Origin of the sequence: Lysobacter alkalisoli (assembly GCF_006547045.1) — a bacterium.
GTDB classification, from domain to species: Bacteria; Pseudomonadota; Gammaproteobacteria; order Xanthomonadales; family Xanthomonadaceae; genus Marilutibacter; species Marilutibacter alkalisoli.
In genome coordinates this window covers 74,516-95,723 of sequence record NZ_CP041242.1, presented here as the reverse complement: position 1 = coordinate 95,723, position 21,208 = coordinate 74,516, and the positions used below count along the sequence as shown (strand labels likewise).

At 65.4% G+C, this 21,208-nt stretch carries 18 protein-coding genes and 1 pseudogene; 15 read left to right on the top strand and 4 right to left on the bottom strand.

Annotation, left to right across the window (positions count from 1 at the left end; genetic code table 11):
- Positions 1–244: 244 nt before the first annotated feature.
- Both FKV23_RS00470 and FKV23_RS00465 read right to left on the bottom strand, forming a co-directional pair.
- Positions 245–1,111, bottom strand: a complete 867-nt coding sequence (locus FKV23_RS00470) for an MBL fold metallo-hydrolase (protein WP_141622096.1) — start codon at positions 1,109–1,111, stop codon at positions 245–247.
- Positions 1,108–1,932: an MBL fold metallo-hydrolase gene (locus tag FKV23_RS00465; RefSeq protein ID WP_167284851.1), complete on the bottom strand. Its 825-nt coding sequence runs from the start codon at positions 1,930–1,932 to the stop codon at positions 1,108–1,110. Before FKV23_RS00465 ends, FKV23_RS00470 begins: the two co-directional genes overlap by 4 nt.
- Positions 1,933–2,065: 133 nt before the next feature.
- On the opposite strand from FKV23_RS00465, the gene gcvA reads away from it, so the two are divergent.
- The 13 genes and pseudogenes from gcvA to FKV23_RS00400 all read left to right on the top strand — a co-directional run bounded on the left by gcvA (position 2,066) and on the right by FKV23_RS00400 (position 16,219).
- On the top strand, positions 2,066–2,986 hold the full coding sequence (gcvA, locus tag FKV23_RS00460) for a transcriptional regulator GcvA (RefSeq protein ID WP_141622094.1): 921 nt from the start codon (positions 2,066–2,068) through the stop codon (positions 2,984–2,986).
- A gap of 9 nt (positions 2,987–2,995) precedes the next feature.
- Positions 2,996–3,359 (top strand): annotated as a pseudogene (locus FKV23_RS17405) (exodeoxyribonuclease V subunit alpha); the annotation flags it as partial.
- Positions 3,360–3,462: 103 nt separating this feature from the next.
- Complete coding sequence (locus FKV23_RS00450) at positions 3,463–4,032, top strand: restriction endonuclease subunit S (RefSeq protein WP_141624957.1); 570 nt, start codon at positions 3,463–3,465, stop codon at positions 4,030–4,032.
- The gene (locus FKV23_RS00445; RefSeq protein ID WP_141622093.1) at positions 4,029–5,588 is read left to right on the top strand and encodes a type I restriction-modification system subunit M; all 1,560 of its coding nucleotides are present in this window, start codon (positions 4,029–4,031) and stop codon (positions 5,586–5,588) included. The genes FKV23_RS00450 and FKV23_RS00445 overlap by 4 nt, the downstream gene beginning before the upstream one ends.
- Positions 5,585–6,658 (top strand): virulence RhuM family protein, encoded by a 1,074-nt coding sequence (locus FKV23_RS00440; RefSeq protein WP_141622092.1) that lies wholly within the window; start codon positions 5,585–5,587, stop codon positions 6,656–6,658. The genes FKV23_RS00445 and FKV23_RS00440 overlap by 4 nt, the downstream gene beginning before the upstream one ends.
- Positions 6,655–7,893, top strand: coding sequence for a restriction endonuclease subunit S (locus FKV23_RS00435; RefSeq protein WP_141622091.1), 1,239 nt, complete (start codon positions 6,655–6,657; stop codon positions 7,891–7,893). The genes FKV23_RS00440 and FKV23_RS00435 overlap by 4 nt, the downstream gene beginning before the upstream one ends.
- Positions 7,890–8,735: a haloacid dehalogenase-like hydrolase gene (locus tag FKV23_RS00430; RefSeq protein WP_141624956.1), complete on the top strand. Its 846-nt coding sequence runs from the start codon at positions 7,890–7,892 to the stop codon at positions 8,733–8,735. Before FKV23_RS00435 ends, FKV23_RS00430 begins: the two co-directional genes overlap by 4 nt.
- A 25-nt stretch (positions 8,736–8,760) precedes the next feature.
- The gene (locus FKV23_RS00425) at positions 8,761–12,006 is read left to right on the top strand and encodes a type I restriction endonuclease subunit R (RefSeq protein WP_141622090.1); all 3,246 of its coding nucleotides are present in this window, start codon (positions 8,761–8,763) and stop codon (positions 12,004–12,006) included.
- Complete coding sequence (locus tag FKV23_RS00420; protein ID WP_244244050.1) at positions 12,003–12,713, top strand: M48 family metallopeptidase; 711 nt, start codon at positions 12,003–12,005, stop codon at positions 12,711–12,713. Before FKV23_RS00425 ends, FKV23_RS00420 begins: the two co-directional genes overlap by 4 nt.
- A 123-nt stretch (positions 12,714–12,836) precedes the next feature.
- The gene (locus FKV23_RS00415; RefSeq protein WP_244244049.1) at positions 12,837–14,426 is read left to right on the top strand and encodes an alpha/beta hydrolase; all 1,590 of its coding nucleotides are present in this window, start codon (positions 12,837–12,839) and stop codon (positions 14,424–14,426) included.
- A gap of 269 nt (positions 14,427–14,695) precedes the next feature.
- Positions 14,696–15,067 (top strand): YciI family protein, encoded by a 372-nt coding sequence (locus FKV23_RS00410; protein WP_141622089.1) that lies wholly within the window; start codon positions 14,696–14,698, stop codon positions 15,065–15,067.
- Positions 15,068–15,244: 177 nt separating this feature from the next.
- On the top strand, positions 15,245–15,472 hold the full coding sequence (locus FKV23_RS00405) for a hypothetical protein (RefSeq protein WP_141622088.1): 228 nt from the start codon (positions 15,245–15,247) through the stop codon (positions 15,470–15,472).
- A 174-nt stretch (positions 15,473–15,646) separates the two neighbouring features.
- Positions 15,647–16,219, top strand: a complete 573-nt coding sequence (locus FKV23_RS00400; protein ID WP_167284848.1) for a TlpA family protein disulfide reductase — start codon at positions 15,647–15,649, stop codon at positions 16,217–16,219.
- Positions 16,220–16,314: 95 nt separating this feature from the next.
- Here the strand turns inward: FKV23_RS00400 and FKV23_RS00395 are convergent, their stop codons facing one another.
- Complete coding sequence (locus FKV23_RS00395) at positions 16,315–17,514, bottom strand: M23 family metallopeptidase (RefSeq protein ID WP_167284846.1); 1,200 nt, start codon at positions 17,512–17,514, stop codon at positions 16,315–16,317.
- Positions 17,511–19,406: a DUF885 domain-containing protein gene (locus FKV23_RS00390; protein WP_244244048.1), complete on the bottom strand. Its 1,896-nt coding sequence runs from the start codon at positions 19,404–19,406 to the stop codon at positions 17,511–17,513. The genes FKV23_RS00395 and FKV23_RS00390 overlap by 4 nt, the downstream gene beginning before the upstream one ends.
- 202 nt (positions 19,407–19,608) lie before the next feature.
- On the opposite strand from FKV23_RS00390, the gene FKV23_RS00385 reads away from it, so the two are divergent.
- Positions 19,609–20,400 carry an ABC transporter ATP-binding protein gene (locus FKV23_RS00385; protein WP_141622084.1) on the top strand — a complete coding sequence of 264 codons (792 nt, stop codon included), beginning with the start codon at positions 19,609–19,611 and terminating at the stop codon, positions 20,398–20,400.
- The gene (locus tag FKV23_RS00380; protein ID WP_141622083.1) at positions 20,400–21,149 is read left to right on the top strand and encodes an MlaE family lipid ABC transporter permease subunit; all 750 of its coding nucleotides are present in this window, start codon (positions 20,400–20,402) and stop codon (positions 21,147–21,149) included. The genes FKV23_RS00385 and FKV23_RS00380 overlap by 1 nt, the downstream gene beginning before the upstream one ends.
- The last annotated feature ends 59 nt before the right edge of the window (positions 21,150–21,208 follow it).

Below are 21,208 nucleotides of genomic sequence, written 5' to 3'. Positions count from 1 at the left end.
TCGCTCATCCGCTCAATTTCGATGTCCTTAGCCACTCCCAGCACTTCGGCACCGCTGATGGTGAAACCCAGCGGCGTGGCTCTGCCGGTCATACGCACCCGCACCGTTACGAAATGAGGTTCAGATGGAGCAACGAGATCGCACAGAGCGCACGTCCGACGACCTGCGCCACCATGCCCTGCTGCATGACGAAACGCCGGTCGAAGAAGACCTGCAACGCGGCCGGACCTATCCCGGCATCACCTCAATCCGACCAGTCGAGCCATTCGCCCGGCGCCAGCACCTGCAGCTGCACTGCACTCCCGCGCACCGCGCGACGCAGTGCGGCAATCGGGTCCGCGACCTCGATGTACTCGTCCATGCCCGACACGCCGTAGTGGATCGGTACCAGGCGGCGCGCGCCGAGGATCGTCGCGGCGGCCACCGCCTGCTCGGGCGTCAGCGTGCCGGGCTCGCCACTGACCGGCTTGCGCCAGCCGAAGCGCGCGCCGTTGACCGGCAGGAATGCGGCATCGAACGGGCCGAACTGGCGGCCGATCCGCCACCAGTGCCCATGCCAGAGGGTGTCCCCGCCGTGGAAGATCCGGCGGCCGCCGGCCGAGACTACCCACGACATCTGCGGGTCGCCGTAGCCATCTGACGCCGGCACGGCGGTCGCGGTGAAGTCGCCCAGCAGTTGCGGTTCCCACGGTGCGCTCGGCCAGGCCCGCGCCTTCGGCGGCAGCGGCAGCGGGTTCGTGCCCGCCGGGTGCACCAGGGCACCACCCGCGGCCAGTGCATCCGCCACCGCCTTGGCATCGAAATGATCGCCGTGTGCGTGGGTGACTAGCACATAGGCGTTGCCCTGCGGATCGTCGACCGGCACCAGCGCGTCGCCGAGCGCGTCGCCCCAGGTCTCGCGGTCAACCAGCGGATCGATGAACAGCGTGGCGGTGGGCAGCTGCAGGCGGATGCCGGCCCAGGCCAGGCGCTGGATGCGCAGTCCGTCGGCGGGCACCGCGGCCAGGCTGCGCCCACCGGGCAGCAGCGCCGATGCCGCCAGGCCCGCCATGCCGGACAGGAAGGCCCGGCGTCCCAGACCGTGGCGATACGGGTGATCGTCGCGGTTCATGCGCGGACCTCCCGTGCGGCCACCGCGGCATCGAGCGCGAACACCGACTGCGACACGATCACCTCCAGGTTGTGTCCATGCCACTTACGCTCGAAGTCGCTCGGCTCGACCCCCGGCGCGACGCAGTCCTCGATGCGGATCGCGGCGACGCGGCCAGCGACGCCGTCCATCGGCACGCAGGCGCGAATGTCGACGACGATCTGCTGCAACCGATCGAGATAGTGCACCGCATTGTCGAGCGTGACCGCGGGAAACCGGCCCATGTGGCCGCCGATCACCGTGCCGCGGCCGAACTGGCGCATGCGTCCGATCGCCGCGCGGAGCATCACCGGATCGGCGCGGGACAGGTAGACGATGTTGCCGACGATGTTGTCGCCCGCGCAGACCAGGTCGGCGCTGGGCACATCGACGCTGACGTGGTCCGCCGTCTTGCCGGGGTTGTGCACGAAGTGCAACTCGTGCGCGCCCCAGCGCAGGCTCATGCCGACGTCGAACACCAGCTTCGGCTCGCGGTAGAACGCGTGCACGCAGCGGTTCTGCGACAGGAACGTCTGCCGATGCTGCCGATGCGCGACCGTGAGCGCCTCCGGGAACAGCGACATCGCCGCGCCGTGGTCGCTCATGTAGTGAGTCGCGGCGATGACACGCACCGTCTTGCCCAGCTCCTCGCACAGCACCCGGCGCAGCGCGAGCGCATCGTCCATGCTGCCGAGCGCATCGACCAGCAGCACGTCGTCACCGTCGAGGAAGGCGGTGGCGACCGACTGGTAATCGTCGCCGACGAACATCAACACGTTGGAACCGATCGTTTCGTATCTCATGGGGGCATGCATCGTTTCGATGCGGGCCATCATTTCCAGCGCGGCCGGCGGCGACAAACGATATGTTTTCAACGTCACCTTAGAAAAACTGTCCTGATACGATGCGGCTCCGGCAACCGCAGGCCCGCGCGACGTGAAGCCCCGCCACCCCGCTCCGCTCAACGCGCTCAGGGCCTTCGAGGCCGCGGCCCGCCACCTGAGTTTCCAGGCCGCCGCCGCCGAGCTGTTCGTCACCCCGGCGGCGATCAGCCACCAGGTGAAGCGGCTGGAAGCCCATCTCGGCGTGACCCTGTTCCACCGCGGCCACCGCGTGGTGGAACTGAGCGAACAAGGCGCGGCCTTGGCCGCATCGCTGGGCGAGGTGTTCGCGCAGCTCGACCTCGCCCTGGACCGCGCCACCGCGCCCGGCGCCGCGCACCTGCGCGTCAGCACCCTGGAATCCTTCGCCGCCAAGTGGCTGGCGCCGCGGCTGCACCGCTTCCACCGCGACTGCCCCGAGCTCAAGCTCCGCATCGAGACCGGCAACGACCCCGCCGACTTCGTCCGCGGCGGCATCGACATCGCCATCCGCTACGGCCCGGGCGGCTACACCGACGTCGTCGCCGAACGCCTGATGGACGCCCCGGTATTCCCCGTCTGCGCCCCCGCGCTGGCGCACGACGGCCCGCATCCCCTGCGCACGCCCGACGACCTGCGCCACCACACCCTGCTCCACGACGACAGCGCCACCGACCGCCCCGGCGTCCCCGACTGGCCCGCCTGGCTGCACGCCGCCGGCGCGAAACGCGTGGACGCCACCCACGGCCCCGTCTTCGACAGCATCTACCTCGCCCAGGAAGCCGCCACCGCCGGCCACGGCATCGCCCTCGGGGTTGCCCCCTTGGTCGAGGAAGACCTGCAACGCGGACGGCTGGTCAGGCCTTTCGGGCTGACACTGCCCAATGCGTATGCACTCTGGGTTGTCAGACCTGATGGCGGCCGGCCCCACCCCGGCGCCGATGCTTTCTGCGAGTGGTTGAAGGCGGAGGCTAGCGTGGGCAACTCGGAAAAATGAGCCCGATCCCTTATTTGCGAGAACAGCTATCGCCACTACCTGCTCAACGGTGACATCGGCATCTGCCTGCGCGACGGCTACAGCCATCTCGTCGCTAGTTCCCCGGCCAGGATCCACATCGCAACCGCGCCCCATCCACCCCGCCACCCTGCCCGCCCGAAAGCGCCTTCGCCATGACCCTGCACAAGGCCCAGGCTCCGAGTTCGACGAAGTCTGGCTGCTGCTGCCCGAACGGTCCAACCGTGTGCTCGCGCGCGCACTGGGCTAGACCGCCCCGCCGCGAACCCCACCTGGCCGGCAGCGCCGCGATCATCGAGACCGCGCTGGCGCGGCATGCCACCCGCATTTCGGGCTGGGCTGGCGGTTGGGGTCGGCCTCTTAGGTTAGTTTTGCAGAAACCGCATTACTACGTATTGACAAGAGTCACCCCGAGGACTAGGGTGCCAGCATTCTGTCGTAATGGCGTTTTTGCAAACATGCATCTCGGCGAGCTTGCAGACATACAGATGGGCTACCCGTTCCGGTCACGCCTCGAACACGACCCGGAGGGAGACGTCGCGGTGATCCAGATGAAGGACATCGACGACGCCAACCTGCTGCAGGCCGAGGACGCGATTCGGGTTTCATTGCCCACGGGCAAGACCCGCCACCTGTTGCGCGAAGGCGATCTGCTGTTTCGCTCGCGCGGCCGCAGCAATAACGCAGCCCAAGTGCTGAAAGGCATTGGCCCGGCCGTGCTAGCGGCGCCAATGCTGCTGATCCGACCCCACAAGGTACTGCCCGCCTACCTGTGCTGGTACATCAACGCGCCCGCCACCCAAGCGCAACTTGGCGCGCTGGCCGAGGGCACCTCGGTGCGGATGATCAGCGCTGAAGCCGTGAAAGCACTGGACGTTCCACTGCCTTCGCTGGCCGTACAGCAACACATTGCACAGACCGCCGCCCTGGTCGACCGAGAACAATCGCTGCTGGCCCGCATCGCAACCCTGCGCCAGCGCGCCACCCAACACCTCCTGATGAAATCCGCCCACGAGACCACCCCATGACCGGCCAGCTCTCCCAGCAAGACGTCAACAACACCGCCTGGGCCGCCTGCGACACCTTCCGCGGCGTCGTCGATCCGGCGCAGTACAAGGACTACATCCTGGTGATGCTATTCCTCAAGTACATCAGCGACTTGTGGACCGACCACTACGCCGAGTACAGGAAGGAATACGGCGACAACGAGGAGCGCATCCGCCGCAAGCTGGAGCGCGAGCGCTTCATCCTCCCCTACGTCGAGTTCAAGGACGAAAAGACCGGCGAGGTCACCGACCGCTTCCTGGCCGACTTCAACGCCCTGCACGAGCGCCGCAAGGCGGCCAATCTCGGCGAGCTGATCAACATCGTCCTCGATCACATCGAAGAAGCCAACAAGGCCAAGCTCGAAGGCGTGTTCCGGAACATCGACTTCAACTCCGAAGCCAATCTGGGCCGCACGCGCGACCGCAACAACCGGCTGGAGAACCTGCTTGGCGACTTCGCCAAACTCGACCTTCGGCCCTCGCGCGTGTCCGAGGACGTGATCGGCAACACCTACATCTACCTGATCGAGCGCTTCGCCTCCGATGCCGGCAAGAAGGCGGGCGAGTTCTACACGCCCAAACAGGTGTCGAAGCTGCTGGCGCAGCTGGCCGCGCCAAAACCCGGCGACCGCATCTGTGATCCGACCTGCGGGGCCGGTGGGCTGCTGATCGAAGCCGCGGCACTGGTTGAGGCGCAGAGCAGCCGCGACTTCGCCCTGTTCGGGCAGGAGTCCAATGGCAGCACCTGGGCGCTGGCGCGCATGAACATGTTCCTGCATGGCAAGGACGCCGCCCGCATCGAATGGGGTGACACCCTCAACAGCCCGGTCCTGATCGAGGCCGACCGCCTGATGCGCTTCAACGTGGTGGTCGCCAACCCACCCTTCAGCCTCGACAAATGGGGCGCTGCCGAGGCCCAGGCCGACCGCTACAACCGTTTCTGGCGTGGCGTGCCGCCCAAATCCAAGGGCGATTACGCCTTCGTCACCCACATGATCGAAACCGCGCTGCCGCAGGAGGGCCGCGTCGCCGTGGTGGTACCGCACGGCGTGCTGTTCCGCGGCGGCGCCGAAGGCCGCATCCGCCGCGCTCTGATCGAGGAGAACCTGCTCGACGCCGTCATCGGCCTGCCGGGCAACCTGTTCCCGACCACCTCCATCCCGGTCGCCATCCTGGTGTTCGACCGCGCCCGCGAAAATGGTGGCGCCCGCGAGGACTGCAAGGACGTGCTGTTCATCGATGCCAGCCGCGACTACCAGAGCGGCAAGAATCAGAACGCCCTGCTCGACCAGCACATGACGCGCATCCTGGAAACTTTCCGTGCACGGACGCCTGTGGACAAGTACGCCCACGTCGCTAGCCTGCAGGAGATTGCCGACAACGACTTCAACCTCAACATCCCGCGCTACGTCGACACCTTCGAGGAAGAAGAGGAGATCGACGTCGCCGCAGTCGAGCAGGAGATCGACCGCCTGGAAGGCGAACTGGCCGAAGTGCGCACGCGCATGAAGCAGTACCTCAAGGAGCTGGGCGTATGAAGAAGGACAAGCGCGGCGCCGGCCTGACCATCCGCAACAGCACCGCCGAGTTCCTGATCTTCACCCGCCAGGCGGGCGAGGAAAGCCTCCAGGTCCGCTTCGAGGACGAGACCATCTGGCTGACCCAGAAGCTGATGGCGGAGCTGTTCGCCGTGGACGTGCGCACGGTCAGCGAGCATCTTAAAAACATCTTCGAATCCAATGAGTTGGATGCGGATTCAGTTGTCCGGAAAATCCGGATAACTGCCGCCGACGGCAAGAGCTACCTGGCACAACACTACAACCTCGACGCCATCATCTCGGTCGGCTACCGCGTCAACTCGGTGCGCGCCACCCAGTTCCGCCAGTGGGCCACGCAGGTGCTGCGCGAGTTCGCCATCAAGGGCTACGTGCTGGACCGCAAGCGCCTGGAGAACGGCGCCTTTCTCGGCGAGGACTACTTCGAGCGGCTGCTGGAAGAAATCCGCGAAATTCGCCTGTCCGAGCGGCGCTTCTACCAGAAGATCACCGACATCTATGCCACCGCCGTGGACTACAACCCCGGCGCCCCGACCACGAAGAAGTTTTTCGCCACGGTGCAAAACAAGCTGCACTACGCCATCCACGGCCACACCGCCCCCGAGCTGATCCGCAAGCGAGCGGACGCCAGCCAGCCGCACATGGGCCTGAAGAGCTGGGAGAACGCACCCGGCGGCCGCATTCTCAAGAGCGATGTCGGCACCGCCAAGAACTACCTCGACGAGGGCGAACTGAAATCCCTGGGCCGCATCGTCAACGCCTGGCTGGACATGGCCGAGGACCGCGCCGAACGTCGCATTCCCATGACCATGGAGGACTGGGCCAACCGGCTGGACGAGTTCCTGAAGTTCAGTGACCGCGAGGTTCTGGACAACGCCGGCCGCATCAGCGCCGACGCCGCAAGAAATCATGCGGAGGGCGAATTCGAGAAATACCGACTGATCCAGGAGCATCAACTCGAATCGGACTTTGATCGCGTGGTGAAGGAGGCCGGGAGGCTGGAGCAGTCCGGGCAACAGATGGAAGGCAACTGGCGGGGGAAGAAGAGATGACACTCGAAACCACCGCCAAGCGCAAAGACAACGCCACTCGGCAAGCTACAACTCACCACTTCGACGAATATCCACTTGGCGAAATCGCAATGGTGCAACAGGGCTACACCTTCAGTCCTACCTACCAAGGTCAAGCGGCAGGAAAATGGCTGTACGTAAAGGTCGGCGACCTCAACGCTCACGGAAATACAAAGTATCTCGACAAGACCCTCAACTACGTTGATGACAGTGTCATAGAAGAGATGGGCGTGAAACCATTTCCTCCTGGAAGCATCGTATTCCCGCGAGTTGGTGCAGCACTGAGAAACAACAACAAGCGCATCCTTCGACACGCAAGCCTCACAGACGATAACGTGATCGTTGTGGCCGTGAGGGATACGCACTCTTGCTCATCCGAATACCTGTACTACTGGTTCGACTTTCAAGACCTACAGCACTTTTGTAATGACGGCACCGTTCCAGTCATTAATGGCAAGAACCTCAAGCGCCAACGTGTCTCGTTACCAAACTTTGAACTCCAACAGGAGATTGCCAGCCTTCTGTCGACTTGGGACACCGCCATCCAGAAAATCGAGCAACTGATCGCGGCGAAGGAGCGACACTACAGCCACGAACTGTCGTGCCTGATCAGCCGGGGCCAGCACCCGCACGCCCATGTCGGCACCTTTGCTGGAGAAGTCTCCACGCGTAATCGAAGCGGCAACGAAGCCCGCGTGCTGAGCATGACCAACTCCCGCGGCTTCGTGCTGCCCGAAGACCAGTTCGAGCGCCGCGTCGCCAGTGCCGACCTGTCCAATTACAAGGTCGTGCGCCGTGGGCAGTACGCCTACAACCCGTCGCGCATCAACGTCGGCTCCATCGCCCGCCTCGACGGCTGGGACGATGGTGTGCTCAGCCCGATGTATGTCGTGTTCCGGCTCGATGAGGAAAAAGTCAACTCGGACTATTTCCTCCACTGGCTGAATTCCCACGAGGCTCGCCAACGCATCAAGAACAGCGCCCAGGGCAGCGTCCGCGAAACCGTGTCCTTCTCCGAGTTCGCGGCTATCACGATTCCGCTGCCGGATACCAACACGCAAGCCGCCATCGCCCGTTACCTCAACGCACTGCGCGAGGAGATCGACCTGCTCGGCCAGTCCGTTGCGGCGCTGAAGACCCAGAAGCGAGGCCTGATGCAGAAGCTGTTGACCGGCCGGTGGCGGATCACCTCAAATCTCGATGGAAACAACCAATGAGCAAGAAGCACGCCCGCATGGCCATCGCCTATGACTTCGACGGTACGCTTGCCCCCGGGAACATGCAGGAGCACCAGTTTCTTCCCGATATCGGAATGACGCCGAAGGAATTTTGGGCAGAGGTCAAAGAACTGGCGAAACAACACCAGGCCGACGAAGTCCTGGTCTACATGAACCTCATGCTGAAGAAGGCGAGCGCCAGTGGCGTTGCAGTCCGGAAGCGCGACTTCAAGGCGCGAGGCCGATCAATCGCCTTGTTCGACGGCGTGGAAGGGTGGTTCGACCGTGTCAATGCGTATGCCAAGGGAAAGTCCGTTGAACTGCAGCATGTGCTGATCTCGTCCGGGAACGAGGAGATCTTTGCCGGCACGCCGATCAGGAAGAAGTTCGCGCAGGTCTACGCATCCAAGTACATGTTCGACCAGAACGGCGTCGCCGACTGGCCAGCATTGGCGATCAACTACACCACAAAGACGCAGTACCTGTTCCGGATCAACAAGGGCGCGCACGACCTGTCCGACAACGCTTCCGTGAACAAGGTCGTTCCCAAGCGCGAGCGCCCGGTCCCGTTCGAGAACATGGTCTTCATCGGCGACGGAGACACCGATATCCCGTGCTTCCGGCTGGTCAAGGATCAGGGCGGGCTTTCCATCGCGGTGTACACGCCGGGCAAAAAGGGCGGAAAGGCCAAGGCGCAGAAGCACATGAGCGATGGCCGCGTCCACTGCGCCGTGCCCGCCAGCTACGGCGAGGGCTCCGATCTGGACCGGATCATCAAAGCGCAGATCGATGCGGTTGCCGCCAGGCACGCATCCAACGGCCTGCTTTCGGACTGGTGGTAACCACTCCTGCGATGAGACGAGACCGATGACTGCCTCCAACGATCACACTACGGAGAAGGCCTTTCGCTTCGACGAAAAGTACCTCTCCCAGCTCCCGGCCCTGCAGGTGCTGGTCAACCTGGGTTACCGGTACCTGACACCTGCCCAGGCGCTGTTCGCGCGCGGCGGCAAGGCCGGCAACGTGTTGCTGGAGGAAGTCCTGCGCGAACAGCTCAAGAAGCTGAATCGCATCCAGCACAAGGGCGGCAGTTATCTGTTCAGCGAGGAGAACCTCCAGAGCGCCATCCAACGGCTGAAGAACGTCAAGTACGACGGCCTGCTCAAGACCAACGAGGCGGTATACGACTTGCTCACTCTGGGCGTGGCGCTGGAACAGTCCATCGAGGGCGACCAGAAGAGCTTCACGCTGAACTACGTGGACTGGCGCAATCCGGCCAACAACGTCTATCACGTGGCGGCCGAGTTCACGGTGGAGCGCACGCGCAGCGTGGAGACCTGCCGGCCGGACCTGGTGCTGTTCGTCAACGGCATCCCATTCGCGGTGATCGAGTGCAAGTCGCCCAAGGTCGAGGTGGGCCAGGCGATCTCGCAGGTGATCCGCAACCAGCGCGACGAGTACATCCCGCGCCTGTTCACCTATGCGCAGATGGTGCTGGCGCTGAACAAGAACGAGGCCCGCTATGCCACCACCGGCACGCCGGCCAAGTTCTGGTCGAAGTGGAAGGAGGACGTGGCCGACGCGGAACTGGCACCGCTGCTGGAACGCCCACTGCCGGAATCGGTGAAAGCCTCGCTGTTCGATCTGGCCTTCGACGGGCTGGGCGTGCGCGAGGAGGCCGCGCCCTACCTGGTCGGCCGGCAGGTGACCGAGCAGGACCGCGCGCTCTACGCGCTGTGCCGCCCCGAACGCCTGCTGGAGATGACCTGGGCCTTCACCGTATTTGACGGCGGCGTGCGCAAGATCGCACGCTACCAGCAGGTGTTCGCCATTCAGGAGGTGCTGCGGCGGGTCAGGCAGACGGACGACAGCGGCAAGCGCCGGGGCGGTATCGTCTGGCATACACAGGGTTCGGGCAAGTCGCTGACCATGGTGATGCTGGCGCGCGCGCTGGCTCTGGAGCCTTCCATCCGCAATCCGCGTATCGTGCTGGTGACCGACCGCGCGGACCTGGACAAGCAGCTCGGCAACACTTTCGCCGCCTGCGGCCTGTCGCCGGACCGGGCCGAGAGCGGCCGCCATCTGGTGGAACTGGTGTCCGATGGCAAGGCGCACATCGTCACCACCCTGGTACACAAGTTCGACAAGGCGCTTGCCTACAGAAAGTTCAGCGATGCCTCGCCCGACATTTTCGTGCTGGTGGACGAGACCCAGCGCACCCAGCTGGGCAGCTATTCAGCGCGGATGCGGCAGATGTTTCCGAACGCCTGCTACATCGGCTTCACCGGCACTCCGCTGCTGACCCGCGAGAAGAGCGACGTGGCCAGGTTCGGCGGGGTGATCCACACCTATGCCATCGACCAGGCGGTGGCCGACGGCGCCATCGTGCCGCTGCTCTACGAGGGGCGCATGGTCGAGCTGGAGCAGAACCAGGCCGCCATCGACATCTGGTTCGAGCGCCACACCCAGGGCCTGACCGATCAGCAGAAGGCCGACCTGAAGAAGAAATACGCCCGCGCCGAAATGCTGAACAAGGCCGAGCAGGTGATCTACATGCGCGCCTTCGACATCAGCGAGCACTACCGCCAGAACTGGCAGGGCACCGGTTTCAAGGCGCAGCTGGTGGCGCCCAGCAAGGCGGCCGCGCTGCGCTATAAGGCCTTCCTGGACGAGCTGAGTGCGGTCACCAGCGAGGTGATCATCTCGCCGCCGGACGAGCGCGAGGGCTTTGACGAGGTCGATGCGGAGGAATCCACCGATGCGGTGGTGGCCTTCTGGCAGCGCATGATGAAGCGCTACGGCTCGGAAGACGACTACAACAAGCAGATCGTCAACGCCTTCAAGTTTGGCGACGAGCCGGAAATCCTGATCGTAGTGGACAAGCTGCTGACCGGCTTCGATGCGCCGCGCAACACGGTGCTCTACCTGGCCCGGCGGCTGAAGGATCATTCGCTGCTGCAGGCCATTGCGCGGGTCAATCGCCTGTACGAGGACGAGACCGGCAGCAAGACCAAGGACTTCGGTTACGTCATCGACTATGTGGGTGTGCTGGGTGAGCTGGACGAAGCGCTGACCACATACAGTGGGTTGGATGGCTTTGATGCGGGCGATCTGGAAGGTGCGCTGGCCTCGATCCATGACGAAGTCAGTCAACTGCCGCAGCGCCATGCCGAGCTGTGGGACCTGTTCAAGACGGTAAAGAACCGCCAAGACGAGGAGGCTTTCGAACTGCTTCTTGCCGACGCGAAGCTGCGCGCCGACTTCTACGGGCGCCTCTCGGCCTATGCCAAGACGCTGGCCATCGCCCTTTCGAGCGAGCGTTTCATCGCCGACACGCCCGAGCAGAAACTGCGCGCGTACAAGAACGACCTGAAACGCTTCGTCAACCTGAAGGCGGCGGTGAAGCTGCGCTACGCCGAAGCGATCGACTACAGGACCGACTACGAGCCGCGCATCCAGAAGCTGCTGGACACGCACATCTCGGCCTCCGAAGTAGTGCAGCTGAACGCGCCGGTGAACATCTTCGACGAGGCCGCGTTCCAGCAGGTGGTCGAGGAGCAGGGCGCAGGCGGCGAAAAGAACCTGGGCGCCAAGGCCGACACGATCGCCCATGCCACCAAGCGCGCTATCCACGAGCGGCTGGAGCAGGACCCCGCGTTCTACGAAAAGTTCTCCCGGCTGATCCAGCAGGCCATCGACGACTACCGAGCCAAGCGCCTGTCCGATCTGGAGTACCTGCAGCGCGTCAGCGAAATCCGGAATGCCGTGGTCTCACGCAAGCGCGACGACCTGCCGCCCGGGCTGGCCGATGATGCCGATGCGGCCGCCGTCTATGGCCTGCTGCAGCCCTTTGTTGCGGGACACCTGGGCGACGCCGACCGGGCGCAGACGGCTGCCGTCGAGGCGGCGGTGGCGGTATGGCACATCTTCCGGCGCAACCGCAAGGTGGGCTACTGGGACGACCTCGACGCGCAGCGGCGCACGATGAACGAGATCGATGACTACCTTTACGACGAGGTCAGGGGTACGCAGGGCATCGCGCTCTCCACCGAGGAGATGGACGAGATCATCGAGAAGACCATGCAGCTGGCCCGCCACCGGATGACGGAGTGAAGACTGTGACGGGGATGCTGAGCTACGGCCGCGACACGATCCGTTACGAAGTGAGGTTTCTGTCGTCACGGCGGACATTGGCCATCGAGGTGCACCCCGACAGCCGCGTGCTCGTGCGCGCGCCGGCAGGTTGCCCCGAGCCCCTGATCGCCGAACGGGTGCAAAGACGTGCCGCCTGGATCAGCCGCCAGTTGGCCGAATTCGAGCGCTATCGTCCGCGCACGCCGACGCGGCAGTACATCAACGGCGAATCGCATCTGTACCTTGGCAAGCAGTATCGGCTGAAGCTGTTGCCCAACAACACGCCCGGGGTGAAGCTTGCCCGCGGACAGCTGCTCGTCGGCGTGGCTGGCGAGCCTGAGCCGCAGCGTGTCAAGGCCATGCTTCATCACTGGTATCTCGACCGCGCCCGCGCCGTGTTCGGCGAAGTGCTGGACGGCAGCTTGCGCCACTTCAAGGACGCACCGGCACCGCGCCTGATCGTACGCACCATGCACTCCCGGTGGGGCAGCCTGTCGCGCGCCGGCAGCATGACGCTGAACGTCAATCTGGTGCGCGCACCGCGCCCCTGCATCGAGTACGTGGTGACCCATGAGCTGTGCCACATCAAGCACCGGGACCATGACGCGCGATTCTTCAAGCTGCTCGGCCAGGTGATGCCGGACTGGGAGCAACGCAAGCAGCGACTGGAGAGGGCGCTGCTATAGGCCTTTCCCTGATAGCCGACAACGACCGCTAGATGAACGAGCGGGTGTAGGCAGCCGCGCGCCGGCTGCCAGGTGAGAAAGTCACCCGCGAATGGGTGGGGCGGCACCTTGATTGGCGCAAACATGGAACAGCCTGCGGTCGAGCTTTCGCCAAACGCAGTTGCGATCGGGGTGGTGCTCGACACGAACACCCCTTTCGGCAATCTAGCTACCCCAAGCGGACATCTGCTGTTCGCATGCCATGCATGCTGTGACTTCTGGCGTGCGCCGCAGCGAAAGCGCCACGGCATACTTGATCGGACGTTACTCCACAGGCTCCCACCGATGCTCCGATCCGCTGTTGCCGCTGCGCTGCTGATGTATGGCCTTCCCATCCAAGCTGCAGCCGTTGAGGCGGATCGCTTTGCACCTTGCGCGGATATCGCCGAGTTCCCGGAGCTCGCTGACAGCCTGTGCCTGACGACATCCGTCCCACTGCGACACGAGTCCCCGGACGGCACGTCCATCGAGCTTTCCGTACGCCGCTTCCCCGCGACCGAGCCAGCGAGTCGACGCGGCGAAATCTGGCTCGTTGCGGGAGGCCCTGGAGAACCGGGTGCGTCGTTCCATCCGCTCCTGCCGACGTTCCGGCAGGCATTTCCCCACTACGACCTGGTGCTGCCGGACCACCGCGGTACGGGTGGGTCGGAACGGCTTTGCCCGAAGCAGGAATCGCTCGATAGCCCAGACGGCGTTGCGCTGGCCGGGGAAGAATGGGGCCCTTGCATCGGCGCACTGTATGCGGATACGGACCGGACCTCTGCGTTTACCATTACCCAGGCTGCGCACGATCTTTCAACGCTGCTCACCCGCCATCGCGGCGATGGTGAAGTCTTGCTATACAGCGTGTCGTACGGAACCCAGCTTGCACTGCGCATGCTGCAGGCCGCTCCGCCGGCACTCGACGGGTTGATCCTTGATGGCCTGGTGCCGCCGGAAAACGAAGCGAAGTGGGACTTGAGCCACCGGACTGCGGTGGTCGACGAGGTCGGCCGGGCCTTTCTCGGTGAGGCCCAGGCGATGGCCTACCAACGCCTGCTTGATACGGCTGCTCCGGAGGCCGCTTGGCGCAGCCATGTGCCCGGCGGCGACCTCCGGCGCTTCTTCGGCGCACTGTTGAACTTCCCTACGCTGCGGGCTCGTATCCCCTCCATCGTCGACGAACTGTCGGGCGAAGATGATGCCGAGCTCCGTGCGACCGTTGCCGATCTGCAAACCATGATGGAGGAGATGACCCGGCATCCTCTGTCGCCGCCGTCGTTGCCGTTGGTCATGCTGATCTCCGCATCCGAGAACAACGAAAGGCGCGATCTGAGCCGCGAGACCGTCGAAGCCGAAGCAGAGGCTGCGCTTTTCACGAGCCCGCTCCCCGGCTTTCTCGTCGACTCGCCGGTGCCTCGTTATGAACGGGACGAATGGTTCGGCAGCACGCCCGCCTCACTACCGCGAACGCTGGTGATCCACGGCACCCTCGATCCGAACACGCCCTATGCCGGAGCACGGGCTCACGCCGAGGGATTGGCCGAAGCGGGGCCGCTGACTTTCAGCACCGTTCACCGCGGTGCCCACTTGTTGGCCTACGTCGCACCGACGTGCTTTATCGAGGTGGCGTCGGCATTCGTGGAAGGCACACTTGTCCCGGAGCGTTGCACCGAGCCCGGACAGGAGCCCTAGGCGATACGAGGGGGCGTTCCGCCGGACAAGGATTCGACGCCGATTCCGGATGGCAAGGCCGCTGCCCGAAAAAGGCAAATCGCACGGCTGTCGATGCTTGGACCGCCGACGTGGTGCCATGGTTGATGTCGGCTTCTGGCCGATAGCCGACGAACACCGACCCAAAGCGGGCATGCTGGCCAAGGCCCGGTACAAAGACTCCCGGAACTCATTGTCGATTTTCGGCCATCGGCTTCGTCGTCCATGCATCCCAACCGGAATGATTGCCCATGAAATACCTAGGCCTGGCCTACTACAACCCCGAAAAGTTCGCTGCGATGACGCCAGACGAGGTCGAGGCATTGGTCAGCCAATGCCCTGCATTGGACGAGACGATGCGCGCTACCGGCAAGGTTCTGGTTTCCGCGTCGCTCGGCGACCTGGACACCTGGAGTACGCTCCGCCCGCGCAGCGGCAGGACGCACGTCAGCGACGGGCCTTACACCGAGTCGAAGGAAGTGGTGGGCGGCCTGTTCATCATCGAGGCCGATAGCCATGACGAGGCGTTGCGCATCGCATCCATGCATCCGGCCGCGACGCTGGGCGAAGAAGGCGGATGGGCCGTCGAGCTTATCCCCCTGGAGTTCTATCTGGCCCGTTGAGCGCTGGACGCCTGCCTGAAGCTGCGTCGCAGCCGTTCCGTCGCCACATCCCCGGTTTCGTCGGAGCATCCGGCGATTCATCGCATGGACGGTTGAACCGCCGTGCCGGGGGCCGCATCGTGTATGTAGATCGCGCGCCGAGTCCGCACGCCGCCCACCCGCACAAGGAGCCCGACCATGAAGACCTTCATCGCCCTGCTGGCCTGGTGCCTGCTGCTGGTGCTGTGCTGGCCGCTGGCGCTGCTTGCGCTGGTGCTGTGGCCCTTCGTCTGGTTGCTGTCGCTGCCGTTCCGGTTGATCGGCATCACCTTCTCGGCGTTGTTCGCATTCCTCTACGCGGTGCTGACCCTGCCGGCACGGCTGCTGGGCTGGCGGCCGACGCCGCGGCACGCCACCGCGGGCTGACCGCAGCCGGATGCGGCCAGTGGCCTTGTCCGGGCTACCCACGGTTGCGCGACGGCGGCCAGCGCGCGACGTCGAGCGTGCGGCGGTCCGCTTCGGGGCTTGACGCACACCCCGGCGTGGCCGATGTTGCTCCCGCCGACAATGCATCGGCAGGGGACTGGACAAGGGGGAACGATGGACGGGAATCGACGCGTCGCCACGTGGATGGCGGCGCTGCTGGCCTGCATGGCGGCGGTAACGGCGCACGCCGCCAGCCCGAAGGCCGGCGAGGTGCCGCCGGACCTGCTGGGCAAGACGCCGAAAGGCGAGGAAATCCGCATCAGCGACCATCGCGGCAAGGTGATGGTGGTGAGTTTCTGGGCGTCGTGGTGCCCGCAATGCCGCAGGAAGTTCCCGGTGCTGGATTACCTGCAAGAGCAGGTCGATCCCGAGCAGTTGCGCGTGGTGGTGGTCAATTTCAAGGAAGACGCGTCGACCTACCGCGCGGTGCGGCGGCAGGCGCGCAAGTCGAAGGTGACCTGGACCCACGACCGCAACGGTGCCGTGTCCGATGCCTACGGTGTGAACGCGGTGCCGCATACCTTCATCATCGACAAGACCGGCAAGGTCGCAAAGGTCCATCTGGGTTATTCCGAGCGCAGCGTGCCGGGGCTCATCGCCACGCTCAACGAGCTGCTGGCCGCGCCCGCTGCCGGGGATGTGGCAGCGCTCGACGCATCGTCCGCTACAGGCAGCGCGGGGCCCTGACATGGGGACCCGCCGGCAGATGCCGGCCGGGCGCCTTCAGGGACGGCGATATCGCAGCCTGATGGGTGCGCGCACGTAAACTCCGCCCCGGCAGGCTATGGCGCCGGGAAGAACCGCACCACCGCGCCACGTCCGGGCATTTCGTTGGTTCGCGGTCCCGGCGCGACACGGGCGGCGCCCCAAGCCTCCTGGCCGGCACGCGCGGGATCGGCATAGGTGCCAGAGAGATCGAAGGCACCGAAGTGGAACGGCAGACCTTCGCTGGCGGGTTCATCGGCGCCATCGGTGATGGCGAAGTGCAGCTGCGGGGCCGAGGCGCCGCCGCTGAAACCGACTTCGGCGATCTTCTCGCCACGGGCGACGCGCTGGCCTTCGGCAACGACGATGCTGCCCGGGCGCAGGTGCGCGTAGTGGGCAAAGCGGCCGTCGCCGAGGTCCAGCACCACGGTGTTGCCGCTTCCTTCGCGACGCGCGCGGTCGCGGTCCAGACGCTCGTCGAGCCGGCGCCGCTCCGCAATGCCGTCCTGCAGCTTCACCACCCTGCCATCCGCGACGGCCAGGACGTCTTCGCCATGACTGTAGGCATCGCTCGCCAGGCCACTGCCGTCCGGGTGTCGCCGGCCATCGGCGTCCAGCTTCACCCAGTCGATGGCATAGCGACCCGGCGTGCGCAGGCGGCCACCCAGGGCATAGCCGACCCGGCGGTGGCCACGCGTCCACCCGGTGTCGCTGATCGCGGCCCAGGGTCCACCGTGCAAGGGGGGAGACAGCGGCGTGCCGATGCCGGGGCGGACTTCGGCAGGTCCGCCCTCGACTCGCTGTTCCTGCAATGCCCCGCTCGCGTCGGCTCTGTCGAAGGCGATCCGATGGACGAGGGTGGATGGCAACGCGGTCCCGTCCAGCGCGATGTCGATGAAGACGATTCCCCACCGGCCGGAGGCGATCGGCGCGCCGGCCACCGAATCCTGCTGCAGGCCGGAGCGGTCGATCCGCGCCTCGAGCGCCTCGCCCTCGTAGGTCGCGAGGACCTCGTCTCCGGCCAGCACCTCGACCCGGACCGGGTCCAGTGCATGCGGCGCGTGGTTGGCCAGGTGCAATTCGTAGCCCAGCACGGTGCGGTCTTCGACCCGGACCGCTGTCGGCGGTTCGGGGACGGACAGGGCGAAGCTGCTCCCGGGCTCGGCAGCGGCAGTGCCGGCCAGCAGCAGCACGCTCGACAGCGCGCTCGATAACAGCGCGCCCGGCAACGATGCTGTTGTCGGGCGCGCTGGTTGCCTTCCGGCGAGGGGGATCAAGCCGCTTCCGCCGCCGGAGCGGCCGCCCCACGCTGCGCTTCGATCCACAGATCGACGCGCTTCTCCAGCAGGTCGAGCGGCAACGCTCCGCCGCCGAGCACGGCGTCGTGGAAACCGCGGATGTCGAACTTGTCGCCCAGCTCGGCTTCAGCGTTCCTGCGCAGTTCCAGGATCTTGATCATGCCGACCTTGTAGGCGGTGGCCTGGCCCGGGATGACCAGGTAGCGCTGCACTTCGGAGCGGATCGCGGCGTCTGGCACCGAGCTGTTGGCGCGGAAGTAATCGACGGCCTCCTGCTCGGTCCAGCCCTGGACGTGCAGGCCGGTATCGACCACCAGGCGGATCGCGCGCCACATCTCCGACATCAGCCGGCCGTACTCGGAGTACGGGTCCACGTAGGTGTCGGGCATCTCCTTGGCCAGCAACTCCGAGTACAGGCCCCAGCCCTCGGTGTAGGCGGTGGTGAACTGCTGGGTACGGAAGGTGGGAATGTCTTCCAGCTCCTGGGCGATGGAGATCTGCATGTGATGGCCGGGCAGGCCCTCATGATAGGCGATGACCTCCAGTTCGGTCTTCGGCATCGAGCTCATGTCCGACAGGTGCGCGTAGTAGATGCCGGGGCGCGAGCCGTCCGGGGTGCCGGGGTAGTAGTGCTGGGCGGCGCCGTCCTGTTCGCGGAAGGCTTCCACGCGCTTGACCTCCAGGCCGGCCTTGGGCAGCAGGCCGAAGTATTCGGGCAGGTGCTGCTTGATGTTGTCGATGGCCTGGGTGGCGTCGTCGATATAGGCCTGGCGACCGGCGTCGGTGTTGGGATACAGGCGGTTGGGGTCGTCCTGCACGTGCTTGAAGAAGGCCTGCAGGTCGCCCTCGAAACCGATCTGCTGCTGCACCGCCTCGAGCTCGCCGCGCAGGCGCGCCACTTCGGACAGGCCGAGCCGATGGACCTCATCGGCGGTCATGTCGGTGGTGGTGTTCTGCCGGAGCTGGTACTCGTAGTAGGCCTTGCCGTTGGGGTGGCTGGTGCCGACGCCGGCCGCATTCTCCGCGGCCTGCGGCAGCTCCTCTTCGGCGAAAGCGATCACGCGGTCGTAGGCCGGCTTGATCGATTCGACCAGCGCCTTGCGCGCCTGTTCCTTGAGTTCGGCGGCGCGCTCTTCGCTGATCTTGTCGTCCTTGGCCAGTGCGTCGGCCTTGGCCTGGGCGTCGGCCCACAGCGCGCTGTCGGCACCGCCATCGAATGGTGCGCCGGCGATGATCTTGCGCGACTGGTCGAGCACGCCCTCATAGGCGAACTTCGGCGGGCGGATGCCCTGCGCCGCGGAGGCGCGGGTACGCTCGAGCAGCTGATCGAACATCACCGGCACCTTCTGCAGGCGCGAGACGTAGGCCAGGTAGTCGCTCTCGTCGTCGACCTTGTGGAAGTTGATCAGGAAGGTCGGCACCATGTTCTGCATGCCGCCCATCTGGTTGAACGGATAGCCGTTGCCGAGGAACGGCAGGCCAGCGCGCGCGTTTTCGTACTGGCGCTTCCAAAGGTCCCACGACAAGCGGGTCTCAGGATCCAGCTTGTCGTAGTCGAAGCTCGATTCCATCTCCTTCACCGACGCCTCCATCCACGCCAGCTGCTTGCGGACGCCGGCTTCGGACACGTCGTCGATCTGGTCGTTGAGTTCCTTGCGGCCGAGGAAGGTCAGCTGGGTCGGGCTGAACTGCAGCAGCTCTTCGTACTGGACGTCGAACCACTCGTTCAGGCGTTGCGACTCCGCCTGGACCTGTTCGGCGGTCGCGACGGGTGCCGCTGTCGAAGCGTCGCCCGCGGGCTGCGGGCTGCAGGCGGCCAGGCCAAGGGCCAGCGCGAGGGCGAGGGCATTGCGGGGAGACAGGATGCGCACGGGCGGAATACTCGGGGCGGATGATCTTCCATTCTGGGCTCGCAGAGAACGGATGGCCCCTGTGGATGGTCATGCTTGGGCGTGTGCATCGAACGCCGGCGCCTGCGACAATCGGCGATAGGGTCCGTTCAGCTTGTCGCCGCCAAGCTCAACGGCTTTCCCCGTCGCCCATCCCGACAACCGCCCCGGAGAACACACTCCGATGAACGCCCCCGCGCCCATCGTTCGCCTGGATCGCGTCCGCCTCGACCGCGGCGGGCGTACCATCCTGCGCGACATCAGCCTGGAGGTGCCCAAGGGCCAGGTCGTTGCGGTGCTCGGCCCGTCGGGCAGCGGCAAGTCGACCCTGCTGGCGGCGTTGACCGGCGAGTTGGAGCCCGCATCCGGCACGGTCGAGGTGTTCGGCCGGCCGATGCCGACCCGCAACCGCGACCTGCTGGAGTTGCGCAAGGGTATCGGGGTGATGCTGCAGGGCAACGGCCTGCTGACCGACCTGACCGCGGCCGAAAACGTGGCCCTGCCGCTGCGCGCGCACACCACGCTGCCCAAACCGGTGATCGAGCGGCTGGTGCGGATGAAGCTGCACGCGGTCGGTCTGCGCGCCGCCGCCGACGCCTTCCCGCGCGAGCTGTCCGGCGGCATGGCGCGCCGGGTCGCGCTGGCCCGCGCGCTGGCGCTGGACCCGCCGCTGATGATCTACGACGAACCGCTGACCGGCCTGGACCCGATCGCCAGCGGCGTGGTGATGTCGCTGGTGCGCCGGCTCAACGATACCCTCGGCCTGACCAGCATCGTGGTCACCCACCACGTCCATGAGACATTGCCTGTGGCCGACCACGCGATCGTGATCGCCAACGGCCAGATCGTGTTCTCCGGCAGCCCGGAGGCACTGTCCGCCACGGAAGATCCGCTGGTGCGGCAGTTCCTCAACGGGGAGCCGGACGGACCGATCGGATTCGATGCGGCGCCGCGTAATGCCCAGGAGGCCGCCTGATGCCCTTCGTTGAAGCCACCCGCTCGCTGGGCCGCGCCGGCCTGTTCTCGCTGGCGGTGCTGCGGGCGTCGAAACCGAACGCCGACTTCTGGCGTGAGCTGGTGCGCGAAATCTACAAGATCGGCGCACGTTCGCTGCCGATCATTGTCGTTGGCGGCGCGTTCGTCGGACTTTCGGTGACCCTGCTCGGCTACCGCGCACTCGACACCTACGGCGCCGCCAACCAGGTCAGCGCGATGCTCGGGCTCGGCCTGTACCGCGAACTCGGCCCGGTACTGACCGCGTTGCTGTTCATTGGCCGCGCCGGCAGCTCGATCGCCGCGGAACTGGGCCTGATGCGCGCCACCGACCAGATCACCGCGCTCGGGCTGATGGGGATCGACCCGGTCGGCAAGGCGGTCGCGCCGCGGTTCTGGGCCGCGGTGCTGTGCGTGCCGCTGCTGACCGGCTTCTTCTGCAGCCTCGCGATCAGCGCCAGCTATTTCGAGGCGGTGCACGTGATCGGCATCGACGGCGGCGTGTTCTGGCAGGTGCTCAAGGACAGCGTCGACTTCGGCAAGGACTTCATGATGGCCTTCGCCAAGGCCGCGGTGTTCGGCGCCACCGCCGCGCTGGTCGCGGCCTACGTCGGCTACCACGCCGAGCCGACCATCGAGGGCACCTCGGTGGCAACCACCCGCGCGGTGGTCAACGCCTCGTTGCTGGTGCTGATGTTCAACTTCGTCATGACCGCTTTGTTATTCAAATGAGCCGAAACCGGGGCCAGAGTCGACTTTCCTAGGAAAGTCGACTCTGGCCCCTCCCCACA